This window comes from Lampropedia aestuarii (assembly GCF_004803635.1).
GTDB lineage: Bacteria > Pseudomonadota > Gammaproteobacteria > Burkholderiales > Burkholderiaceae_C > Lampropedia > Lampropedia aestuarii.
The window spans coordinates 243,885-262,865 of record NZ_SSWX01000003.1 but is presented as its reverse complement, the minus strand read 5'-3'; the positions used below and the strand labels follow the sequence as shown (position 1 = coordinate 262,865).

Here is an 18,981-nt window from a genome sequence, read left to right as displayed (position 1 = left end):
TCAGCACTTTCCCTGAGAAAATACGGCCAAAAACAGGCAAAGAGGGCCATTGCTACAACCCCACGACGACGATCACACCATGGAACTCAGACAGCTGCGTTACTTCACCATACTCGCGCAAGAGCTGCACTTTGGCCGTGCAGCACAGCGCCTGGCCATTTCACAGCCGCCACTGTCGGTGGCCATCAAACAGCTAGAAGAAGAGCTGGGTGCACAATTGTTCGAGCGCAATAGCAAGGAAGTGCGCATCACACCGGCTGGTGAGCATTTGTTGCCACGCGCTTTGCAATTGCTGGAGCAATCGCAGCAATTAGCAGGCGAAGTACAAGGCGTTGCCAAAGGACAATTTGGCCATTTGCGCATTGGCTTTGTGGCCTCGTCCATCTACCGTGGCCTGCCCCAGGCGCTGTTGGAAATGCAGGCCAAGCTGCCGCAAGTGCAGTTGGAGATCAGCGAGCTCAACACCAGCGAGCAAGTCACGGCTGTCTCGGCCGGGCGTCTGGATTTGGGCTTGATTCACGGCCAACCCTTGCCCAGCAACCTCTCTAGCCGCGAGCTGCAGAGAGAGCCGTTTGTCTGCTGCATGTCCAACCAGCACCGCCTGGCCAAACAAAGCACGCTGGAGCTGGGCCAATTAGAGGGCGAGACATTGCTGCTGTTCTCGCGCCAGGCCTCGCCTGCCTACCACGAACAGATTTTGGGTTTGCTGCGCAATGCCAAAGTCGAACCCCAGCATGTACACGAGGTGCGCCACTGGTTAACCGTGGTCGCGCTAGCCTCCAAAGGCATTGGCGTGGCCTTGGTGCCTGCGGCCATGCAACGCACCAAATTGCCCGGGACAGTCTTTTTGCCCTTGGCGGGCAAGCACCCGGCGTCCACCACGCTGGCTATTTGGCGCAAAGCACCTGCCAATCCGGTAAAACGGCTGTTTTTGCAATGCCTTGGCAATGCCTTGCGCACCATGGAAGAAGCAGAATCTAAGAGCCTGGCAGCTTGGCCACCACCTTGATCTCAAACTGAAAGCCGTATAGCCAAGTGACCCCCACGCCAGTCAAGGTCGGGTGTGGTGCCTCACCCCAATAATCAGGCAGCACCTTCCAGAACGTGTCCAACATGGCCTCTGGGTTGACCAGGTACACCGTCACATCCACGACATCGTCAAACGTGCAGTGGGCCGCGGCCAACACCGCATTGAGGTTCTCAAAAGCCAGCCGCACCTGGGCCTCTGGATCGGGTTCAGGTGAGCCATCCTCGCGGCTGCCAACCTGGCCTGAGACAAACAAAAAGCCATTCGACGCAACAGCGGGTGAATAGCGGTTTTGTTCATACAAGGCCTGGCGTCCTGCAGGAAATACGGCGTGCCGAACAACTGCGTTCATACAATTTCTTCCAAAAAAACAAGGGAAGTGGCACTATGCGGGAAAGTTGTTGCGGCATCATCCCCCAAAACGCTGCAACACTGTTTGCGCTGCGCAAACAATCAACGCGCACCAAAGCCAGTACGCTGCGCCACGCTCTCAAAAACTACTAGCCAAAGGACTTTTCTTGGACCGCATCGACGCCATGCACGCGTTTGTCAAAGTCGTGGAAACAGGCAGCTTCACCAAAGCCGCCGATGCGCTGCACATCAGCCGCACCTCGGCCACCCAACTGGTGCAACAGCTCGAAGCGCATTTGCGCGTGAGCTTGCTGCACCGCACGACACGCACAATCACCCTTACCCAGGCCGGCAGCCTGTATTACGAGCAGGCGGTGCAATGGCTCGATGGCCTGCACCGCATTGAGAGCGACCTACCCCATCTGCAAGGCACCCCCAAAGGCCGCCTGCGCGTCGATGTGCCTGCGCCTTTGGCCAGCATGGTGCTGGTGCCCGCACTGGGCGATTTCTTTGCGCGCTATCCTGGCGTTGAATTGCACATGGGGGTGAGCGACCGGATTGTGAATTTGCTCCATGAAGGCATCGATTGCGTGGTGCGTGGCGGCCCGATTGAGGACCAATCCCTGACCGCAAAAAAACTCGGCCACTTGCAACTGGCAGCCTACGCCGCACCCGCCTATGTCGCCCGCCAGGGACTACCCGAGCACCCACGCGATCTTGAAGGGCCAACGCATTCGATGGTGGGCTTTTTATGGGAATACCGCAACCAGCCGCAGCCTTATGCAATGCACCGCCAGACCGGGCCAACCGGGCAAACAGCCGAAGTGCAGCAGGTGCTTGGCCATTACACACTGGCCCTGAACGACGGCAACGCCTATCTGGCTGCAGCCCAAGCCGGTTTGGGTGTGGTGCTGCTGCCGCACTATATGGCCCGCGAGGCGCTGGCCGCTGGCCGCCTACAACCGGTGCTGACCGACTGGCAGGTCGCACCGATGCCTATGCATATAGCCTTTCATCGCACCAAGCACCATAACGCAGTGCTGCGCGCCTTTATCGACTGGCTGGCGGAGTTGCTCACAGACATTCGCTGATACAGCCACAACGGCGCCTTGGCCAGTCACACCCCACATGAAAATGGCCTCAACCTGCACGCCTCGCACCTGGTGCGCGAGTGCGCAAGTGAACGAGTGCGACTGAGGCCGGACTGAGGCCGGACTGAGGCCGTTTACGCCGATGGCAGCTGTGGCACAGCGGCGGACTCAATCCACCAAGCCTTTTGAGCGCAGATATTCCACGCGGCCCTTCTCACGCTCCAGGCTTTGCGCTGCATAGTCTTGGTAGGTTTTAGAGTCCATGTAGTTGACCGGCTGGTTCAGGCCATTGAGCACTTCCAGCACCTGTGGTTGCTCCAGCGCCATCTTGAACGCGTCGTGCACCAGCTGGACATGCTCGGTCGGCATATTTGGAGGGCCGGCAATGCCAAACGGCGAATCGACCCAGGACGCAAAACCCAGCTCTTTGAAAGTCGGCACCTGTGCTGAACGTGCGGCACGCTCTTCCGTCAGCATGACCAGGTAACGCATACGGCCAGAATCAATGTACTGCACGGCTGTGCCAGTCAATGCCGCAGCATCAACGTGGCCGCCCAGCAAATCAGGCGTCAGCTCACTGTCGCCTTTGTAGGGAATAAAGTTCAAATCGATCTTGGCCGCGTCGGCGATCTCGCCCATCACAATGCGCGCCGTGCCAGTGGCGCCAGCCAATCCGACCGAGATCTGTCCTGGCCGCTTGGCCGCATCAGCAGCAAACTCGGCCCAGGTTTGCCAAGGCGCGTCCTGGCGCACTGCCAGACCAAACACATAATCAGTCAGCCCAATGATGTAGGTCAGCTTGTTGGCGTCATAAGCGACCTTGGTCAGGTACGGCTCACGGAACACCGTGGCAGGAAGCATTGCAATCGTGTAGCTGTCACGTGCACGGGCCAGGTTGGCAGCACCAAAGGTGCCATTGGCGCCTGCGCGATTCTCAACCACAATGGTTTGCCCCAGTTTTTCACTGGCATGCGTGGCCAAGGCACGCATGAACGTATCCGTAGGACCGCCAGCGCCGTACGGCACGACCAGCGTGATGGGCTTGTTCGGGAAATTGTCGGCTGCCATTGCAGCAGGTGCCAGCCCCAAACCCAGCACCGCAGCGCCAACAGCGGCCACACCCTTGCCCAGCAGGCCACGGCGGCTCATCAATGAAAATAGCATGTACTCAATCCTCTTTCTATCCTCAACAGGAACAATAGTTGCCCAGGCTTTGTTCATTGCGGCCCGACCCAGGCTGCGAGCCTGCACACGAGCGAGACAGCACTGGGCAGACCTCGCGCTTGATGCCATGGCATTCAATCCAAACGGATATTGGCTTGCTGGATCACCTGCGCCCACTTGGCAGTTTCGTCGGCTATAAACGCATCGGTCTGGGCTGGGTTGCGGCCTTCAGGAAAGGTGCCCATGCGCTGCAAGGTGGCCTGCGCAGCTTCGCTCTGCACAATTTCAGCAGCCACTTGCGAGACCTTGTTCATGATCTCTGGCGGCACGCCTTTGGGTGCAATCAAGGCCGCCCAGGTGCTGCCATCGGCCCCTTCAATGCCCTGCTCAGCAAAGGTCGGCACATCAGGAATAGCGGGCAGGCGCGTTGGGCCAGCCACGCCAATCAATTGCACACGCCCTTTGGGCCCGCTTTGCTCAATCAAGGTGGTCGGCGCATCCAGCGCCAGTTGGATATGGCCACCCATCAAATCAGCCAAGGCCAGCGCCGCACCTTTGTATGGCACATGCACCATGTCCACGCCCGTGCGCAGCTTGAGCAACTCGGTGGTCAAATGCACCGACGAGCCATTGCCCGAAGAGCCATAGCTGAGCTCACCCGGATGGGCTTTGGCATACTCAAGCACTGCGGGCAACGTTTGGTAAGGCGCGTTTTTGCCAACGCCCGCGACCAGCGGCGAAATACCCAGCAAGGACACGCCAGCAATCGAGTTGGCAGGGTCATAAGGCAGCTTGTCATACAGGCTGGTATTGGCCGCGTAGGCCGCAATCACCACTGCAAACGTATAGCCATCGGGCGCAGCGCGGGCCATCTCGCCCACACCAATCAGGCTGTTACCACCTGGGCGGTTGTCCACCACCACCGGTGTGCCCAAGGCTTGTTGCAAGCCCGGCTGAATCAGCCTGGCCATCTGGTCGGTAAAGCCACCAGGTGCATACGGCACGATAATGCGGATCGGTTTGGCCGGCCAATCCTGGGCTTGGCCGGCCAGCGGCCATGCGGCAGCGGCCAGCAATGCGGCGCTGGCCAGTGTCAATTGCAACCAGTTGCGGCGTGGGAATGGGCTTGGCATGTCTGTTTTGTCTCCTGTACTGGCAAAGACGGGGCTTTGCAGATTCGGCCCGTGACTGGGCCATTTGCTTGAGAGCCTGTTCACCATCTTCGTGCAGTCGCCTTGCACTGCCTCTTTTGTGCGCCTTGCGCGACTGTGTGGAGATTTTGAACAGGTTCTTAGTACACCGGAGTCTAGGTGCGCAAACAAAACTTGACAATCCACGCCCATATTGACATGGTGTCAATATTTTTTTTACATCGAACAATAAGGAAAGCGACGTTATGGATCCCGCCTCACTGGTATTGCTGGCCGACATCATCGAAGCCGGCAACTTGAGCCGTGCGGCCCGCAAATTGAAAATGACGCGCGCCAATGTCAGCTACCGGCTCGGCCAACTGGAAAAAGAGGTCGGCTCGCAACTGCTGCGCCGCACCACGGTGCAGGTCGAACCCACCGAAATTGGCAAACGCCTGCTGGAGCACGGCAGCGCCATCCGCAATGAAATGCTGCAAGCACAGGAAAGCGTGCAACGCCTGGGCCAAGGCCTGCATGGCCGCGTGGGTCTTGGCGTGCCCAGCGGCTATGGCCAGATGGTGATGACACCCTGGCTGCTGGCCTTTAAACGCCAGTACCCGGACATTGTGCTCGATGTGGTGTTTGAAAACCGCGTCGACAACCTGATTCGGGACGAGATCGACATTGCGATCCGCATCATGCCAGAGCCACCAATGCAATTGGTGGCACGCGACATGGGCCGCGTGCGCTATGTGGCCTGCGCCACCCGAGCATGGGCCACTGCCCATGGCATGCCCAAGGCCCCACAGGCGCTGAGCCAGTTGCCGGTGATCACCTCGTCAGTTGTGGGCGAACAAGTGCGCCTGCGCGCCTACCGCAGCGACGACAGCTTTGAAGATGTACCGCTCTACCCCACGGTGATTTCTGAGCATTTCCCTTTTTTGCGTGAAGCGATTCTGGCTGAGCTGGGCATTGGCATCGTGCCCGATTATGTGGTGCAGGCGGAGATCAATGGCGGCTCAGTCGTCACTGCATTGGATGATTACCGCTTGAGTATTTTTGGCGGCCAGATGTTTATGCTGTATATGCCAGGGCGGCACCAAACCAAGGCGATGCGCACTTGTATTGAATTTTTGCTGGAGTGCAGCGCTGCAGCGCGGCAAGAGCAAGCGAGCAGCAGCCGTGCATAAAAATTGAAAAGCGGGGTTTCGATTCCTCCAGCCAAGTCGCATAAGAGCCCACATATGCATGCATATTGCTTCACCACCATGCAGGTCGTTGATGCCTGATCAGGCCCTGCTGCATACCGAAGATGCAACAACCTATCGGAGCTGATGTTTGATTTCAACCCACACCATTTCGCCTCAGCAATGGGCTGTTTATAAAGAAGCTCGCCTAAAAGCACTCAAAGATTCGCCAGATGCATTTGGCAGCACTTGGCAGGCGGAGTCCGCGCGGTCGGACGAAAGCTGGTTTAACCAGGTCAGTGGTGCCTTTTCTGGCAGTACCGACCGTGGCATATTCGCCTTCAAAGATGCGCATGTGTGCGGCCTGGTTTGGTGCCAACTGTCAATGGCGCAGCCCGGCATTGCCAATCTCTACCAAATGTGGGTCGACCCACAGGCCCGTGGCTGTGGCATTGGTCGGACATTGCTGAACGAAGCGACAGCTTGGGCGCAAAACAAAGGCGCAACGCATATACGGCTTACAGTCACGGTCGCGCAATCTCCTGCAATGCAACTGTATAGATCATATGGCTTCTATCCTGTTGGTGAGCCCACAGCCATGCGCGATGGCTCAGAGCTCATGGTCCAAACCATGGAAGTGGCACTAGTGCATGGCGTTTAAGCGCCAAACCCCCTGCAAAAACCTGGTTTTTTCGCAAGCATTTTCAGTTCGATGCACATGGAGTGGGTTGCAAAATAATTCATTAATTCAATAATTGTTGTATTATTGAGTTATGCAAGAAACCCAAGTCATACGCTCCCTCTCCGCACTGGCACATGAAGCGCGCTTGCGTATTTTTCGTGCCTTGGTCGTCGCCGGACCTGAAGGACTCACACCCACGGCATTGGCACAGCAGCTGAGCATCGCGGCAAATGCGCTGTCGTTTCACCTGAAAGAGCTCAGCCATGCGGAGCTCGTCAGCCAGGAGAAACAGGGTCGCCATGTTCTGTACCGAGCGGAATTTCCTGCGATGCATGGACTGCTGAGCTACCTCAGCGACAACTGCTGCCAAGGCGCAGCCTGCGCGGTGGAGCCCAACACGCAGCCCTGCAAGTGCTGACCAAACAGCCCCCGCCCCGTTCACAGTGAAAGACGCGCCAGCTTGGCGCACCCAGTTCAGCCACACACGCAGTGGGCCGCAGAAGTGCCCAATCACGGTTTTATAGGATGTATTTGCCATGTTGACGGCCCTTTCGATTTTCATCTTCACGCTGGCACTGGTGATCTGGCAACCGCGCGGCCTAGGTATCGGTTGGAGCGCATCTATTGGAGCGGCTCTCGCGTTGCTTGTCGGAGCCGTCCATTGGAGCGACATTCCGGTAGTTTGGGCGATTGTCTGGAACGCCACTGCAACCTTCGTGGCCATCATCATCATCAGCCTTGTATTGGACGAGGCTGGTTTCTTCGAGTGGGCGGCACTGCATGTTGCCCGCTGGGGTGGTGGCAGCGGCATCAGGCTGTTTGCGCTAATCGTGCTGCTTGGCGCGGCGGTATCAGCCATTTTTGCCAATGACGGCGCAGCCCTGATCCTCACGCCCATCGTGATGGCCATGCTGGTGGCGCTGGGCTTTACTGCGGCGGCAACGCTGGCGTTTGTGATGGCCGCCGGTTTTATTGCAGACACGGCCAGCCTGCCGCTGATTGTCTCCAATCTGGTCAATATCGTCTCTGCCGACTTCTTCCAAATTGGCTTCAACGACTATGCGTCTGTCATGGTGCCTGTGAACTTGGCAGCCGTCCTCACCAGTCTTGCTGTGCTGGTGTTGTTCTTTCGGCGCGGTATCCCAAAAGCGTACGACCCAGCCCAGCTCAAACGGCCAGCGCGGGCCATCAAGGACGCTGCGACCTTCCGCGCTGGCTGGGTGGTTTTGCTGTTGCTGCTGGCCGGTTTTTTCGCGCTTGAACCGCTGGGTGTGCCAGTCAGTGCAGTCGCCGCTACAGGGGCTGCGGTCTTGCTGGCAGTGGCCGCGCGTGGGCGTGTGATCAGTACGCGCAAGGTCTTGCAGGGCGCGCCCTGGCAGATCGTGGTGTTCTCGCTGGGCATGTACCTGGTGGTGTATGGACTGCGCAACGCCGGCCTGACAGACCACATCGCGGTCTTGCTGAATCAATTGGCCGCAGGTGGTGTCTGGAGTGCCGCTTTGGGCACAGGCATTCTCTCGGCCTTGCTGTCCTCGGTCATGAACAACATGCCCACCGTGCTGATTGGCGCCCTGTCCATTGATGCCTCGTCTGCCAGCGGCGCAGTCAAGGAGGCCATGGTGTATGCGAATGTGATTGGCTGCGACCTCGGGCCCAAGATCACGCCAATCGGCAGTCTAGCCACCCTGCTGTGGCTGCATGTACTGAGCCAAAAGGGTCTGCGCATTGGCTGGGGCTACTATTTCAAAGTCGGCGCAGTCCTGACCATGCCTGTGCTGCTGGTCACGCTGGCTGCACTGGCCCTTCGCCTCAGCGTAGCGGCATGACTTTTCACAACATCAATCAAACGCTATGAGCGACATCACGATCTACCACAACCCTGCTTGCGGCACATCGCGCAACGTACTGGCCATGATTCGAAACAGTGGCGCAGAGCCCACCGTCATCGAGTACCTCAAGACGCCCCCAGATCGCGCAACGCTGCTGGGCTTGATTCAAGCGATGGCCATCCCCGTGCGCGATGTGTTGCGCCAACAAGGCACGCCCTATGAGGCGCTCGGTTTGGCAGACCCCAAATGGACAGACCAGCAGTTGATTGACTGCATGCTAGCGCATCCGATATTGATCAACCGGCCGATTGTGCAAACACCTCTGGGCACGCGCTTGTGCCGCCCTTCTGAAACCGTGCTGGACATCCTGGCGCAGCCGCAACAGACCGCGTTCTTCAAAGAAGATGGCGACGCGGTCATTGACCCGAAAGGACACCGCATTGAGCCACTCTGAACTGCCCAACCTGGACGAACAAGCCTTTGCAAAACCCAGCCTGGAAGGCTTATTGCCTGCACATCGCACGGTGCATGCACCTCGCATACTGCTGCTCTATGGCTCGGTGCGTGAGCGCTCCTACAGCCGCCTTCAGACTGAGGAAGCCGCACGGCTGCTGCGCAGGATGGGGGCCGAAACCAGAATCTTCGATCCCCACGGCCTGCCGCTGCCAGATGGCGCGCCAGACGAACACCCCAAAGTCATGGAGCTGCGCGAGCTGGCCCAATGGGCCGAAGGCATGGTCTGGACCTCGCCAGAACGCCACGGCGCAATGAGCGGCATTCTCAAGGCGCAGATCGACTGGATTCCGCTGTCCGTCGGCGCTGTGCGGCCGACCCAGGGCAAGACGCTGGCGCTGATGCAAGTCTCGGGCGGCTCTCAGTCCTTCAATGCCGTCAACCAGATGCGCGTACTGGGGCGCTGGATGCGCATGCTCACCATCCCCAACCAATCCTCTGTTGCCAAGGCATTTGCAGAGTTTGATGAGGCGGGCCGCATGAAGCCCTCCTCCTACTACGACCGGGTGGTCGACGTGATGGAGGAGCTGGTGAAATTCACGCTGCTGACCAGAGACTGTGCAGATTATCTGGTAGATCGCTATAGCGAGCGCCGTGAAAGCGCAGAAGCGCTCTCCAAACGGGTCAATCAACGGAGCATTTAAGCGGTCTGCCCACAACCACGCCGCAGACGGAGTTGGCACTCAAAAGGCGACTGTGCGGGGCCAACTCGTGTGCGAACTACCACCATTGTTGTGATGGACGCCTTGCCGGGTCAGCATCTGGATGCTGTGATGGCGTCCATGCTGCCCCCTATTCAGAATGCAGGAAAACTCTTGCAATAAACGCTTGCAACGCTGCATTTGCGAACGGCAACTGGCGTGGGCAGCAAAGCTGCGCCACCCTGGCTTGGCGCCACTGGCGCTTATACTTGCACGGCGAGCTGCTGGGCAAATCGCCGTGTAAAGGCTTGCTTGGCACCTTCAGCAGCCCATGGTCTTGCCTGCCAACTGACCGCCCAGCCATCTACAACGCCCAGACAGCCGACAGCCACAGGCTTTCCAGCTCGCCTAAAACCGAATTCCAAACCTCAACGTTCACCGCACAGACTCCGTTCGTCTGAGCCAGACAAGCCCCTTACTGCCTCACTCGCTTGGATGATTAGGCTGGCACTGCGCAGCCAACGGCGGCCCCATACCATGCCCCCATGCCTACAATGAATGACGAACAAAAATCTCTTATTCAACAATACTTCGCTTGTACTGCACGCCTTCTAGACATGGAAATGATCCGCTCGGACAAAGTTCTTGGAGACCTTGCGGAATGGATTTGCGTGCAAAGTTATGGATTGGAACTTGAGGCAAGTGGCCGTCATCCTGGCTATGACGGGGTGATCGACAACCGCAAGGTGCAAGTGAAAGCTCACAACTCACCGAAAGGGACAAATTTGAGCGTGGGCAACCCAGAACAGTACGATGAGCTCTTCGTGCTGATCGGGCCGCGAAGCCGTCTGCGCGTTGGTCCTGCAGGACAGAGCTTCCACGTATACCGATTCACGAGTGACCAAGTGGACTTAAGATTCCGACGTGCCTCTGGATACTATTGCGCAAAGAAGACCTTGGCTAAGGAGCCATACGAAGTAATCAGCATAGACCAAGAACCAGTTTGTTGTCAGTAAGCTAGGGTGGGCAGGTGGCCTGCCCACGCGCATGGAGCAAGCACAAAACAGCCAATGGTTTTTCTCAGATGCACCTAGCAACGCTGCATCTCTGAACACCCGCTGGCGTGAGCAGCAAAGCTGCGCCACCCTACGCCCCAACGCCTCAACATTTGCGGTAGGTTGATTGCGGATGATTAGAACTTCAATTCAGGCAAGGTCAGCACCCCGCCTTGCTGCAGGACTTGCAGTTGCTCGTCGCTCATGTTCAGCAGTTGCTGCAAAACTTCGCGGGTGCCTTCGCCCAAGGTTGGAGGGGCGTTGCGGATGGGCAGGCGTTGGCCGTCCAGGCGGTATGGCGGGGCGAATACCGGTGTTGTGCCTACTACTGGGTGGGGCATGTCTTGGATCAGGCCGCTGCGTTGGGTGCGGTCGCTGGTCAGGGCTTCGTGCAAGCCTGCTACGTGGCCGCAGGGGATGCCAGCAGCTGTCAGGCGCTCTAGCAGCACGTTGCGCTCAAAGGTGCTGATCAGGTCTTTGAGCATCGGGCCCAATTCCAGGCGGTTTTTGGCGCGCTCGACGTTGGTGGCAAAGCGTGGGTCTTCGACGATGTCGGGGCGTTCGATCACTTGGCGGCAGAATTTGTCGAACTGCGCGTTGTTGCCTACGGCAATGATCAGTGGTCCATCGGCGGCTTCGTACATGCCGTAGGGCACGATGGACGGGTGGGCATTGCCATAGCGGGCCGGGTCGTGGCCCAGTTGCAAGGCATCCAGGCCGTAGTAGCCGGTCACCATCAGGCCGCAGTCGTACAAGGCCATTTCAATCAAACGGCCCTTGCCGCTGCGCTCGCGGCGCAGCAAGGCGGCCAGCACGGCCTGGGCGGCGTACATGCCGGTCATCATGTCGACTACGGCCACGCCAAATTTCAATGGCGGTGTGTTGGCTTCGCCGTTCAAAGCCATCAGGCCGGCTTCGCCCTGTATGACCAGGTCATAACCTGGCCGGGTCGCTTCCGGGCCGCTGCTGTCGTAGCCGGCCACGGCGCAGTAGATCAGATCGGGTTTGATGGCCTTGAGCTGCTCGTAGCCCAGGCCCAGTTTTTCCGCACCGCCGGTTTTGAAGTTGTGGATTACCACATCGAACTGCGGCAGCAGCTCGCGCACGATTTGCACGCCCTGCTCGCTTTGCAAGTCCAGCGTGATCGAGCGCTTGTTGCGGTTCATGCTGTTGTAGTAGGTCGTCTCGGTCTTGCCGATGCGCAGGCCCCAGTCGCGCGTGTCGTCGCCGCGTTTGGGGTGCTCGACCTTGATCACTTCGGCACCAAAGTCAGCCAGCACCTGGCCACACAAAGGGCCAGCAAATACACGCGAAAGATCAAGCACGCGAACGCCCTGCAAGGGCAGGTCCACATCTTGGCCGGTGGTCTGGTTGGTCATTCAATGTCTCCTAGCTGTTACATGGGGTTGTGATGCCGTGCCTCACAGTGGCCCTGTTGTCGGCTTGCGCAGCCGCACAAAGTCGGCTGGACGTTTTTCTAAAAAGGCGGCAATGCCTTCACGCGATTCCTCACTGGCTTGGGCTTGCACCATCAAGGCCGCTTCCATCGCCATTTGGTCAGCGACGCTTTGGTGCGGCGCTTGCAGGCACAGGGCTTTGATCGCTGCCATTGCCTGGTGCGGGCCCCCGCTGCATTGTGCGGCCAGCTCCAGCGCCTGTGCCAGGGCCTGGCCCGGTTCTGCCAAGCGGTTGACTGCGCCAAAGCCATGCAATTGGGCGCCGCTGATGCGCTCACCGGTCAGGCACCACTGTGTCATCAACTGGCGCGAGACGCGCTCGGCCAGAAATGCCGTCGCGCCACCATCGGGCGACAAGCCGACTTTGACATAGGCTGCGGAAAACACCGCGTTCGTTGCTACCACCAGCATATCGCAAGCCAGGGCCAGCGACATGCCCGCGCCTGCGGCTGCGCCCTCCACGGCGGCAATCACCGGCTTGGGGCAGGCTTGCACGCTGCGAATCGTTGCATGCAGGGCTTCAATTTTCTGCAGGCGTTCGGCTTCGCTGAGTGTGCGGCGCAGTGCCAGTTGGCGCAGGTCGCCGCCGGAACAAAAATGGCCGCCCTCACCAGTCAAAATGATGGCATCGATCGCATCGTCTTGCGCGGCGGCTTGCAAAGCCTGTTGCAAAGCGGCGTAAAACGCTGGCGATAAGGCATTGCGGCTGGCCGGGTTGTTGTGCGTGAGCACCAGCACCGGGCCTTGGCGGCGTTGCAGCACAATGGATTCGGTCATGCGCTATTCCTTTTCTGGGTGGTCAAGCCAAACGACTGCACTTGCATCAGATCGCTTGGCACGTGGCACGGAACTCAAGCCGCTTGGCTCAAGGCAATAAAGCGCTGCAAGTGGTGGTCTTCATCGCCAAATTGGTGGTCAATCATCACCAGGCGCTTGGCGTAGTGGGCCAGTGGCAGCTCCCAGGTCATACCAATGCCGCCATGCAACTGGATGCTGTCTTCGGCCACCAGCGCGCCAATGCGCCCGACCGTGACTTTGGCCGCCGACAAGGCTTTTTGGCGCGTGAGCGCATCTTCGTCGTCAATCGCCGCAGCAGCGTTGATGACTGAGGAGCGGGCTTGTTCGACCTCCAGCAGTAAATCGGCCATGCGGTGCTGCAAGGCCTGGAAGCTGCCAATGGCCACGCCAAACTGTTTGCGGGTGCGCAGGTATTCCAGCGTTTGGTCTTTGGCCACATCCATGGCGCCTACGCTTTCAGCGGCCAGTGCCAGCAGTGCGTAGCCGCTGATGCGTTCCAGCAAAGCCAAACCCTCGCCAACTGGGCCCAGCAAGGCGTCAGGGCCGACGCGCACTTGCTGCAAATGCAGCTCGGCCGCGTGGCCACCATCGACCAATGGGTAGCTGCGCGCCTCAATGCCTGCGCTTTTGCCAGGCACCAGGAACAGGCTGATGCCAGCTGCATCGAAAGTCTCACCGGCTGTGCGGGCACTGACCAGCAACCAGTCGGCCTGCGTACCAAAGGCCACAACGGCTTTGGCACCGCTGAGCAGCCAGTCCTGACCATCACGCTCGGCGCGTGTGGCCACGCGTTGCAGCTCGTAGTGGCTGCCGGGCTCGTCGTGTGCCAGTGCAGCGACGGCGCTGCCAGCGATCAAGGCCTCCAACAATTCGCGCTGCGTAGCATTGCCCCCTGCGATCAGGGCCTGGCCCACGACCAAGGCGCCCAGCAATGGCTCGGCAACCAGGCCACGGCCCAGGCACTCAAACACCACGCTGATGTCAAAACCTCGCCCGCCAAAGCCGCCTGCGTCTTCGGGGAATAAGGCGCCAATCACGCCCAGTTCGGCCAGTTGCGCATACAGCTGGGCGCTATGGCCTTCGGCACCGTAAGCAGTGTGGTTGCGTTGCTCAATCGGGTACTGCTCAGCGATACAACGGTTGAGCGTGTCGGCCAGCATGCGGCGGTCTTCGGTGTGTTCAAAATTCATGGCTTGCTCCTTGCGCGCGCTTTACAGGCCCAAGATCATCTTGGAGATGATGTTTTTCTGGATTTCATTGGAGCCGCCAAAAATCGACAGCTTGCGGTAATTGAAGTAGTTGGTTGCCGCTGTGGCCGCCTCTGGCAGACCCACCGGCTCTTCGACTGGGCCGTATTGCGCCTCTTCAATAAAGGGCGCGGCATACGGGCCCATGGCACGGCGAATCAGCGAATGGATTTCCTGGCGGATCTCCGTGCCCTTGATTTTGAGCATCGAGCTTTCGGCGCCCGGCACGCCGCCACCAGCCACCGCTGCAATCACGCGCAGGTTGGTGGTTTTCATGTTCTCCAGCTCGATCTCAACCTGGGCGATGCGGGCGGCAAACAGCGGGTCACGGTCCAGCGGCTGGCCGTTTTTGCTGACTTTGGCAGCGATGACTTTGAGCTTGGCCAGCGCGGCAATGCAAAAGCCCACGCCCGCAATGCCAGTGCGCTCGTAGGTCAGCAGGTATTTGGCGTAAGTCCAGCCCTTGTTTTCTTCACCCACCAGGTTCTCAACCGGCACTTTGACATCGGTGAAAAACACTTCGTTGACTTCGCTGTCGCCATCGAGCGTTTTGATTGGGCGCAGCTCGACACCGGGGGTGTTCATGTCGACCAGAATAAAGCTGATACCTGACTGGGCCTTGACTTCCTTGTTGGTGCGCACCAGGCAGAAAATCATATTCGCGTGCTGGCCTTGCGTCGTCCAGGTTTTTTGGCCATTGACCAGGTAGTAGTCGCCCGCCGGGTCGGCCACACGCACGGCCGTGGTTTTGACCGAGGCCAAATCCGAGCCTGCGCCCGGCTCGGAGTAGCCCTGGCACCACCAGTCCTGACCACTCAAAATGCGCGGCAACCAGTACGATTTTTGCGCCTCACTGCCGTATTTGATCAGCACAGGCCCCAGCATATTGACGCCAAACGGCACAATGCGCGGCCCACCGGCCAGTGCGCATTCGGTATCGAAAATGAATTTTTGCACCGCGCCCCAGCCCGGCCCGCCATACTGCTCTGGCCAGTGGTTGGCCAGCCAGCCTTGCCCATTCAAAATGGCGTGCCATTGCTCTTGGTCTGCTTTGGTCAGGCGCTGACCGGCTTTGGTTTTTGCCGCAATTTCTGCAGGCAGCTTGGCTTGCAAGAATGCGCGAACCTCATCGCGAAAGGCCAGCTCTTCGCTGGTGAAATTCAAATCCATATCGTCCGTCCTTGTGGGCCGGTGCCTGTGCAGCGCAGCCCCGAAAATACCGCTCATGCGCGGCGTGATCAATAAATTTCAAACAAGCCAGCCGCGCCCATGCCTGCGGCAATGCACATCGAGACCACCGCGTACTTGGCCTTGCGGCGGCGGCCTTCGAGCAGCACATGGCCAGCCAGGCGCGCACCGGTCATGCCAAACGGGTGGCCAATCGAGATCGCGCCACCGTTGACGTTGAGCTTTTCATGCGCAATGCCCAGCTGCTGCTGGCAGTACAGCGCCTGCGAGGCAAAGGCTTCATTGAGCTCCCACAGATCAATGTCATCAACCGTCAGGCCATGGCGCGCCAGCAGCTTGGGCACGGCGTAGACCGGGCCAATGCCCATTTCATCGGGCTCGCAGCCAGCGACGGCAAAGCCACGGAACGCACCCAGAGGGCTCAAACCCAGGCGCTCGGCTTCCTTGGCTTCCATCAGCACGCAGGCCGACGCACCGTCTGACAATTGCGAGGCATTGCCTGCAGTAATGCAATGGCCAGGGCCGCGCACCGGGTCCAGCTTGGCCAGACCTTCATAGGTCGTGCCGGGACGGTTGCAGTTGTCGACCGTGGCCGTGACTTCACGGTAGGTGACTTCCTTGGTTTCTTTGTTGGTGATGGCCATGGTTGTCGTGCAAGGCACGATTTCATCGGCATAGAGGCCCTCTTTTTGTGCACGCTCGGTACGCAGCTGGCTCTCCAGCGAGAAGCGGTCCTGCGCTTCGCGGCTGATGCCGTAGCGGCTGGCCACGATGTCGGCCGTCTCAATCATCGGCATGTACAGTGCCGGCTTGTGCTCCAGCAGCCAAGGGTCGATGGTCGGGTCTGCGCCCTCACCTGCGCGTTGGCGAATCTGTGAAATGCTCTCGACCCCACCGGCGACCACCACTGGCGCGCCAGCGACAATCGCGCCCGCCGCACTGGCGATCGCTTGCAAACCAGACGCGCAAAAGCGGCTCACGGTCTGCCCGGCCACGGTAATGGGCAGGCCAGCGCGCAATGCCACCTGGCGGCCAATATTGCGCCCGGTAGTGCCCTCTGGATAGCCGCAGCCCAGCACCACGTCTTCGATCAGGCCGGGGTCGACTTTGGCGCGCTCAACAGCGGCCTGCACGGCAAACGCCGCCAATTGCGCGCCTGGCGTGATGTTGAATTCACCACGGTGGGATTTGGTCAGTGGCGTACGGGCGGTTGAAACGATGACGGCTTCACGCATACAAATGTCTCCTTCATTGTGGGGGTTGCAATGGCCAGCCATCGCGCCCTAGGGCGCACTAGGTCGCACCAGGGCGCAGCCCAGCTGGCAGTGCGCGCTTGCGCCTGCCGCATTGCAGTTTTAGGATTTGCCGCTGGCCGCTCAGCCTGGTAGAGCAGGTTGGCAGATCAGCGGCGGTGTTCTATACAAAGGACTGCGCGGACACCGGTTGAGTTTGGCGCAGACCGCAGCTCAATCAGCGACTCAGGCGCGGTTGAGGCTGCTGAAGTTCTTGCCTTCTGCAACCAATTGCTTGAGCAGTGGTGCAGGCTGCCAGAACAGCGCGTCTTCCTTGGCAAACTCTTCGATATCGGCCAGCAGCTTGTCCAGGCCGACCATATCAGCCCATTGCATTGGGCCACCGCGCCAGCGTGGGAAGCCGTAGCCGTACAAGAAGGTCACGTCCACATCCAGCGGGCGCAGTGCAATGCCTTCGGCAACCACCTTGGCGCCCTCATTGACCATTGCGGCCATGTAGCGGCGCATGATCTCGTCGGCGCTGAAGCTGCGTGTCTTGATGCCTTTTTTCTGGCGTTCGGCATCGACAATGGCCAGCACTTCAGGATCAGGCTGGCCTACGCGTGCACCTTCGGGGTACAGGTACCAACCTCGGCCGGTTTTTTGGCCAAACCAGCCGCGCTCGCAAATGCGGTCGGCGATCTCTACGTAACGCGCCTGGGGGTCGCGCGTGGCAGCGCGGCGCTTGCGCGTGGCCCAGCCGATGTCGCCGCCTGCCAAGTCCGTGACCTGGAACGGCCCCATCGGGTAGCCAAACTGGCGCACGGCTTCGTCGACTTCGTAAGGGCTGGCACCGTCTTCGACCAAAAAGTCGGCCACTTGCTTGTAGACTGCCAAAATGCGGTTGCCAATAAAGCCGTCGCAAACGCCTGCGCGCACGGGGACCTTCTTCAGGCGCTTGGCCAGTTCAAAAGCGGTGACGACCACATCCGGCGACACCTTGGCGGGCACCACAATTTCCAGCAGCTTCATGATGTTGGCTGGGCTGAAGAAGTGCAGGCCGATCACGTCTTGTGGGCGTTTGGTCGCCGCAGCAATCGCATCGATATCCAGGTAGGAGGTGTTGGTGGCCAGCACTGCGCCTGCTTTGCAAACACGGTCCAGTTCAACGAAAACGGCTTTTTTGACTTCCAGATCTTCGAACACGGCCTCGATCACCAGGTCGACATCGGCAATCGCCTCGTACGAAGTGCTGGGCGTGTAGCGCGCCATCGTTGCCGCCTTGGCCTCTGGCGTCAGGCGGCCTTTGGCGATCAGGCCGTCGTAGACTTTTTCGACATTGGCCTGACCGCGCTGGATCGAGGCTTCATCGCGCTCAACCATCACCACGGGCAGGCCCGCATCCAAAGCGGCCACGGCAATGCCTGCGCCCATCGTGCCACCACCGATGATGGCAATGCGGCTCAAGGCACGCGGCTTGGCGCTTTGCAGCTCGGGAATTTTGGTCGTTTCGCGCTCGGCAAAAAACGCATGGACCAGGCCTTCGCGCTGCGGGCTGCTCAGGCATTCAACGAACAGGCTGCGCTCAAGCGCCAGGCCCTGGTCGAATGGCAGCTCAATCGCAGCACGCACACATTCAATGATCTTGGCTGGCGAGAACAGGCCGCGTGTTTTCTTGGCAGTCGCTGCGGCCAAGGCGTCGAGCTCGGCCAGTGCCGCGGCTTTTTGCGTGGCATCGCTGGCGACGGTGAAGTCACGCGTGCGGCGCACTGCTGCGCCTTGGGCCAATAAGGCCTTGGCATAGGCCAGGCCTGCGGCAGTCGGGTCTTCACCCTGCTCCAATTGGTCAACCAGACCTGCGGCCTGTGCGGCTTTGGCAGAGATATGTTTGCCGCTGAGCATCAAGTCCGCGGCAGCGGCAGCGCCCATCAAGCGCGGTGCGCGTTGTGTACCGCCGGCGCCGGGCAGCAGGCCCAGGTTGACTTCTGGCAGGCCAAACTTGGCCATTGGCAAGGCCAGGCGGTAGTGCGCGGCCATCGCAACCTCCAAACCACCGCCCAAAGCCGCGCCATGAATCGCTGCGATGACGATCTTGCGCGAGGCTTCAATGCGGTTGCACACGTCAGGCAAGGCAGGCGCCTGGGGCGGCTTGCCGAACTCGCGGATGTCAGCACCGGCAATAAACGTCTTACCTTGGCCTACCAGCAGCACGGCAGTCACGGCCGGGTCTTGCTCGGCCTGCTCCAACGCAGCCAACAACCCCGCGCGCACGGCTTGACTCAAGGCATTCACTGGCGGATTGTCAATACGCACCACCATCACATTCTCTTGCACTGCAGTGACCACTGCAGGCGCTGAACTCTCGGTCAACATCTTTCGGCTCCATACA

18 protein-coding genes are annotated in these 18,981 nt (G+C 59.5%); 9 read left to right on the top strand and 9 right to left on the bottom strand.

All coding sequences use genetic code 11. The features are described 5' to 3' along the window. The first annotated feature begins 49 nt into the window (after positions 1-49). Positions 50-1,009 (top strand): LysR family transcriptional regulator, encoded by a 960-nt coding sequence (locus tag E8K88_RS03880; protein ID WP_240754299.1) that lies wholly within the window; start codon positions 50-52, stop codon positions 1,007-1,009. Here E8K88_RS03880 and E8K88_RS03875 read toward each other — a convergent pair. Then, entirely contained in the window at positions 978-1,379 is a 402-nt protein-coding gene (locus tag E8K88_RS03875) for a RidA family protein (protein ID WP_136405330.1), read from the bottom strand. The two genes, E8K88_RS03880 and E8K88_RS03875, sit on opposite strands and share 32 nt — an antisense overlap. Before the next feature lie 166 nt (positions 1,380-1,545). On the opposite strand from E8K88_RS03875, the gene E8K88_RS03870 reads away from it, so the two are divergent. After that, complete coding sequence (locus E8K88_RS03870) at positions 1,546-2,469, top strand: LysR family transcriptional regulator (RefSeq protein WP_136405329.1); 924 nt, start codon at positions 1,546-1,548, stop codon at positions 2,467-2,469. Between the two features lie 168 nt (positions 2,470-2,637). Here the strand turns inward: E8K88_RS03870 and E8K88_RS03865 are convergent, their stop codons facing one another. Beyond that, the gene (locus E8K88_RS03865) at positions 2,638-3,633 is read right to left on the bottom strand and encodes a Bug family tripartite tricarboxylate transporter substrate binding protein (protein ID WP_136405328.1); all 996 of its coding nucleotides are present in this window, start codon (positions 3,631-3,633) and stop codon (positions 2,638-2,640) included. A 134-nt stretch (positions 3,634-3,767) separates the two neighbouring features. After that, entirely contained in the window at positions 3,768-4,766 is a 999-nt protein-coding gene (locus E8K88_RS03860; protein ID WP_136405327.1) for a Bug family tripartite tricarboxylate transporter substrate binding protein, read from the bottom strand. A 263-nt stretch (positions 4,767-5,029) separates the two neighbouring features. On the opposite strand from E8K88_RS03860, the gene E8K88_RS03855 reads away from it, so the two are divergent. The 7 genes from E8K88_RS03855 (at position 5,030) to E8K88_RS03825 (ending at position 10,631) form a co-directional block, all read left to right on the top strand. Then, positions 5,030-5,953 carry a LysR family transcriptional regulator gene (locus E8K88_RS03855; RefSeq protein WP_136405326.1) on the top strand — a complete coding sequence of 308 codons (924 nt, stop codon included), beginning with the start codon at positions 5,030-5,032 and terminating at the stop codon, positions 5,951-5,953. 148 nt (positions 5,954-6,101) lie between these two features. Further along, entirely contained in the window at positions 6,102-6,611 is a 510-nt protein-coding gene (locus E8K88_RS03850) for a GNAT family N-acetyltransferase (protein ID WP_136405325.1), read from the top strand. A gap of 112 nt (positions 6,612-6,723) precedes the next feature. Further along, complete coding sequence (locus E8K88_RS03845) at positions 6,724-7,050, top strand: ArsR/SmtB family transcription factor (protein WP_136405324.1); 327 nt, start codon at positions 6,724-6,726, stop codon at positions 7,048-7,050. A 118-nt stretch (positions 7,051-7,168) separates the two neighbouring features. Further along, entirely contained in the window at positions 7,169-8,458 is a 1,290-nt protein-coding gene (locus E8K88_RS03840; protein WP_136405323.1) for an arsenic transporter, read from the top strand. 25 nt (positions 8,459-8,483) lie between these two features. Then, positions 8,484-8,915, top strand: a complete 432-nt coding sequence (gene arsC / locus E8K88_RS03835) for an arsenate reductase (glutaredoxin) (RefSeq protein WP_136405322.1) — start codon at positions 8,484-8,486, stop codon at positions 8,913-8,915. Next, positions 8,902-9,618, top strand: a complete 717-nt coding sequence (gene arsH / locus E8K88_RS03830) for an arsenical resistance protein ArsH (RefSeq protein ID WP_136405321.1) — start codon at positions 8,902-8,904, stop codon at positions 9,616-9,618. Before arsC ends, arsH begins: the two co-directional genes overlap by 14 nt. A 551-nt stretch (positions 9,619-10,169) precedes the next feature. Further along, complete coding sequence (locus E8K88_RS03825) at positions 10,170-10,631, top strand: hypothetical protein (RefSeq protein WP_136405320.1); 462 nt, start codon at positions 10,170-10,172, stop codon at positions 10,629-10,631. Positions 10,632-10,807: 176 nt separating this feature from the next. Here the strand turns inward: E8K88_RS03825 and E8K88_RS03820 are convergent, their stop codons facing one another. The 6 genes from E8K88_RS03820 to E8K88_RS03795 form a co-directional block, all read right to left on the bottom strand. Next, entirely contained in the window at positions 10,808-12,049 is a 1,242-nt protein-coding gene (locus tag E8K88_RS03820) for a CaiB/BaiF CoA transferase family protein (protein WP_136405319.1), read from the bottom strand. Positions 12,050-12,091: 42 nt separating this feature from the next. Further along, complete coding sequence (locus E8K88_RS03815; RefSeq protein WP_136405318.1) at positions 12,092-12,904, bottom strand: oxepin-CoA hydrolase, alternative type; 813 nt, start codon at positions 12,902-12,904, stop codon at positions 12,092-12,094. Between the two features lie 74 nt (positions 12,905-12,978). Further along, the gene (locus E8K88_RS03810; RefSeq protein WP_136405317.1) at positions 12,979-14,115 is read right to left on the bottom strand and encodes an acyl-CoA dehydrogenase family protein; all 1,137 of its coding nucleotides are present in this window, start codon (positions 14,113-14,115) and stop codon (positions 12,979-12,981) included. Positions 14,116-14,136: 21 nt separating this feature from the next. After that, positions 14,137-15,342 (bottom strand): acyl-CoA dehydrogenase family protein, encoded by a 1,206-nt coding sequence (locus E8K88_RS03805; RefSeq protein ID WP_136405316.1) that lies wholly within the window; start codon positions 15,340-15,342, stop codon positions 14,137-14,139. A gap of 68 nt (positions 15,343-15,410) precedes the next feature. Continuing rightward, the gene (locus E8K88_RS03800) at positions 15,411-16,595 is read right to left on the bottom strand and encodes an acetyl-CoA C-acyltransferase (protein ID WP_136405315.1); all 1,185 of its coding nucleotides are present in this window, start codon (positions 16,593-16,595) and stop codon (positions 15,411-15,413) included. A 243-nt stretch (positions 16,596-16,838) separates the two neighbouring features. After that, on the bottom strand, positions 16,839-18,911 hold the full coding sequence (locus E8K88_RS03795) for a 3-hydroxyacyl-CoA dehydrogenase NAD-binding domain-containing protein (RefSeq protein ID WP_420813557.1): 2,073 nt from the start codon (positions 18,909-18,911) through the stop codon (positions 16,839-16,841). Between the last annotated feature and the right edge of the window lie 70 nt (positions 18,912-18,981).

Excerpts from the sequence above, each read along its gene's own strand:
- E8K88_RS03875 (WP_136405330.1), bottom strand. The coding sequence starts at position 1,379 with ATGAACGCAGTTGTTCGGCACGCCGTATTTCCTGCAGGACGCCAGGCC.
- E8K88_RS03865 (WP_136405328.1), bottom strand. The coding sequence starts at position 3,633 with ATGCTATTTTCATTGATGAGCCGCCGTGGCCTGCTGGGCAAGGGTGTG.
- E8K88_RS03860 (WP_136405327.1), bottom strand. The coding sequence starts at position 4,766 with ATGCCAAGCCCATTCCCACGCCGCAACTGGTTGCAATTGACACTGGCC.
- E8K88_RS03855 (WP_136405326.1), top strand. The coding sequence starts at position 5,030 with ATGGATCCCGCCTCACTGGTATTGCTGGCCGACATCATCGAAGCCGGC.
- E8K88_RS03845 (WP_136405324.1), top strand. The coding sequence starts at position 6,724 with ATGCAAGAAACCCAAGTCATACGCTCCCTCTCCGCACTGGCACATGAA.
- E8K88_RS03840 (WP_136405323.1), top strand. The coding sequence starts at position 7,169 with ATGTTGACGGCCCTTTCGATTTTCATCTTCACGCTGGCACTGGTGATC.
- arsC (WP_136405322.1), top strand. The coding sequence starts at position 8,484 with ATGAGCGACATCACGATCTACCACAACCCTGCTTGCGGCACATCGCGC.
- E8K88_RS03825 (WP_136405320.1), top strand. The coding sequence starts at position 10,170 with ATGAATGACGAACAAAAATCTCTTATTCAACAATACTTCGCTTGTACT.
- E8K88_RS03820 (WP_136405319.1), bottom strand. The coding sequence starts at position 12,049 with ATGACCAACCAGACCACCGGCCAAGATGTGGACCTGCCCTTGCAGGGC.
- E8K88_RS03815 (WP_136405318.1), bottom strand. The coding sequence starts at position 12,904 with ATGACCGAATCCATTGTGCTGCAACGCCGCCAAGGCCCGGTGCTGGTG.
- E8K88_RS03810 (WP_136405317.1), bottom strand. The coding sequence starts at position 14,115 with ATGAATTTTGAACACACCGAAGACCGCCGCATGCTGGCCGACACGCTC.
- E8K88_RS03805 (WP_136405316.1), bottom strand. The coding sequence starts at position 15,342 with ATGGATTTGAATTTCACCAGCGAAGAGCTGGCCTTTCGCGATGAGGTT.
- E8K88_RS03800 (WP_136405315.1), bottom strand. The coding sequence starts at position 16,595 with ATGCGTGAAGCCGTCATCGTTTCAACCGCCCGTACGCCACTGACCAAA.
- E8K88_RS03795 (WP_420813557.1), bottom strand. The coding sequence starts at position 18,911 with ATGGTGGTGCGTATTGACAATCCGCCAGTGAATGCCTTGAGTCAAGCC.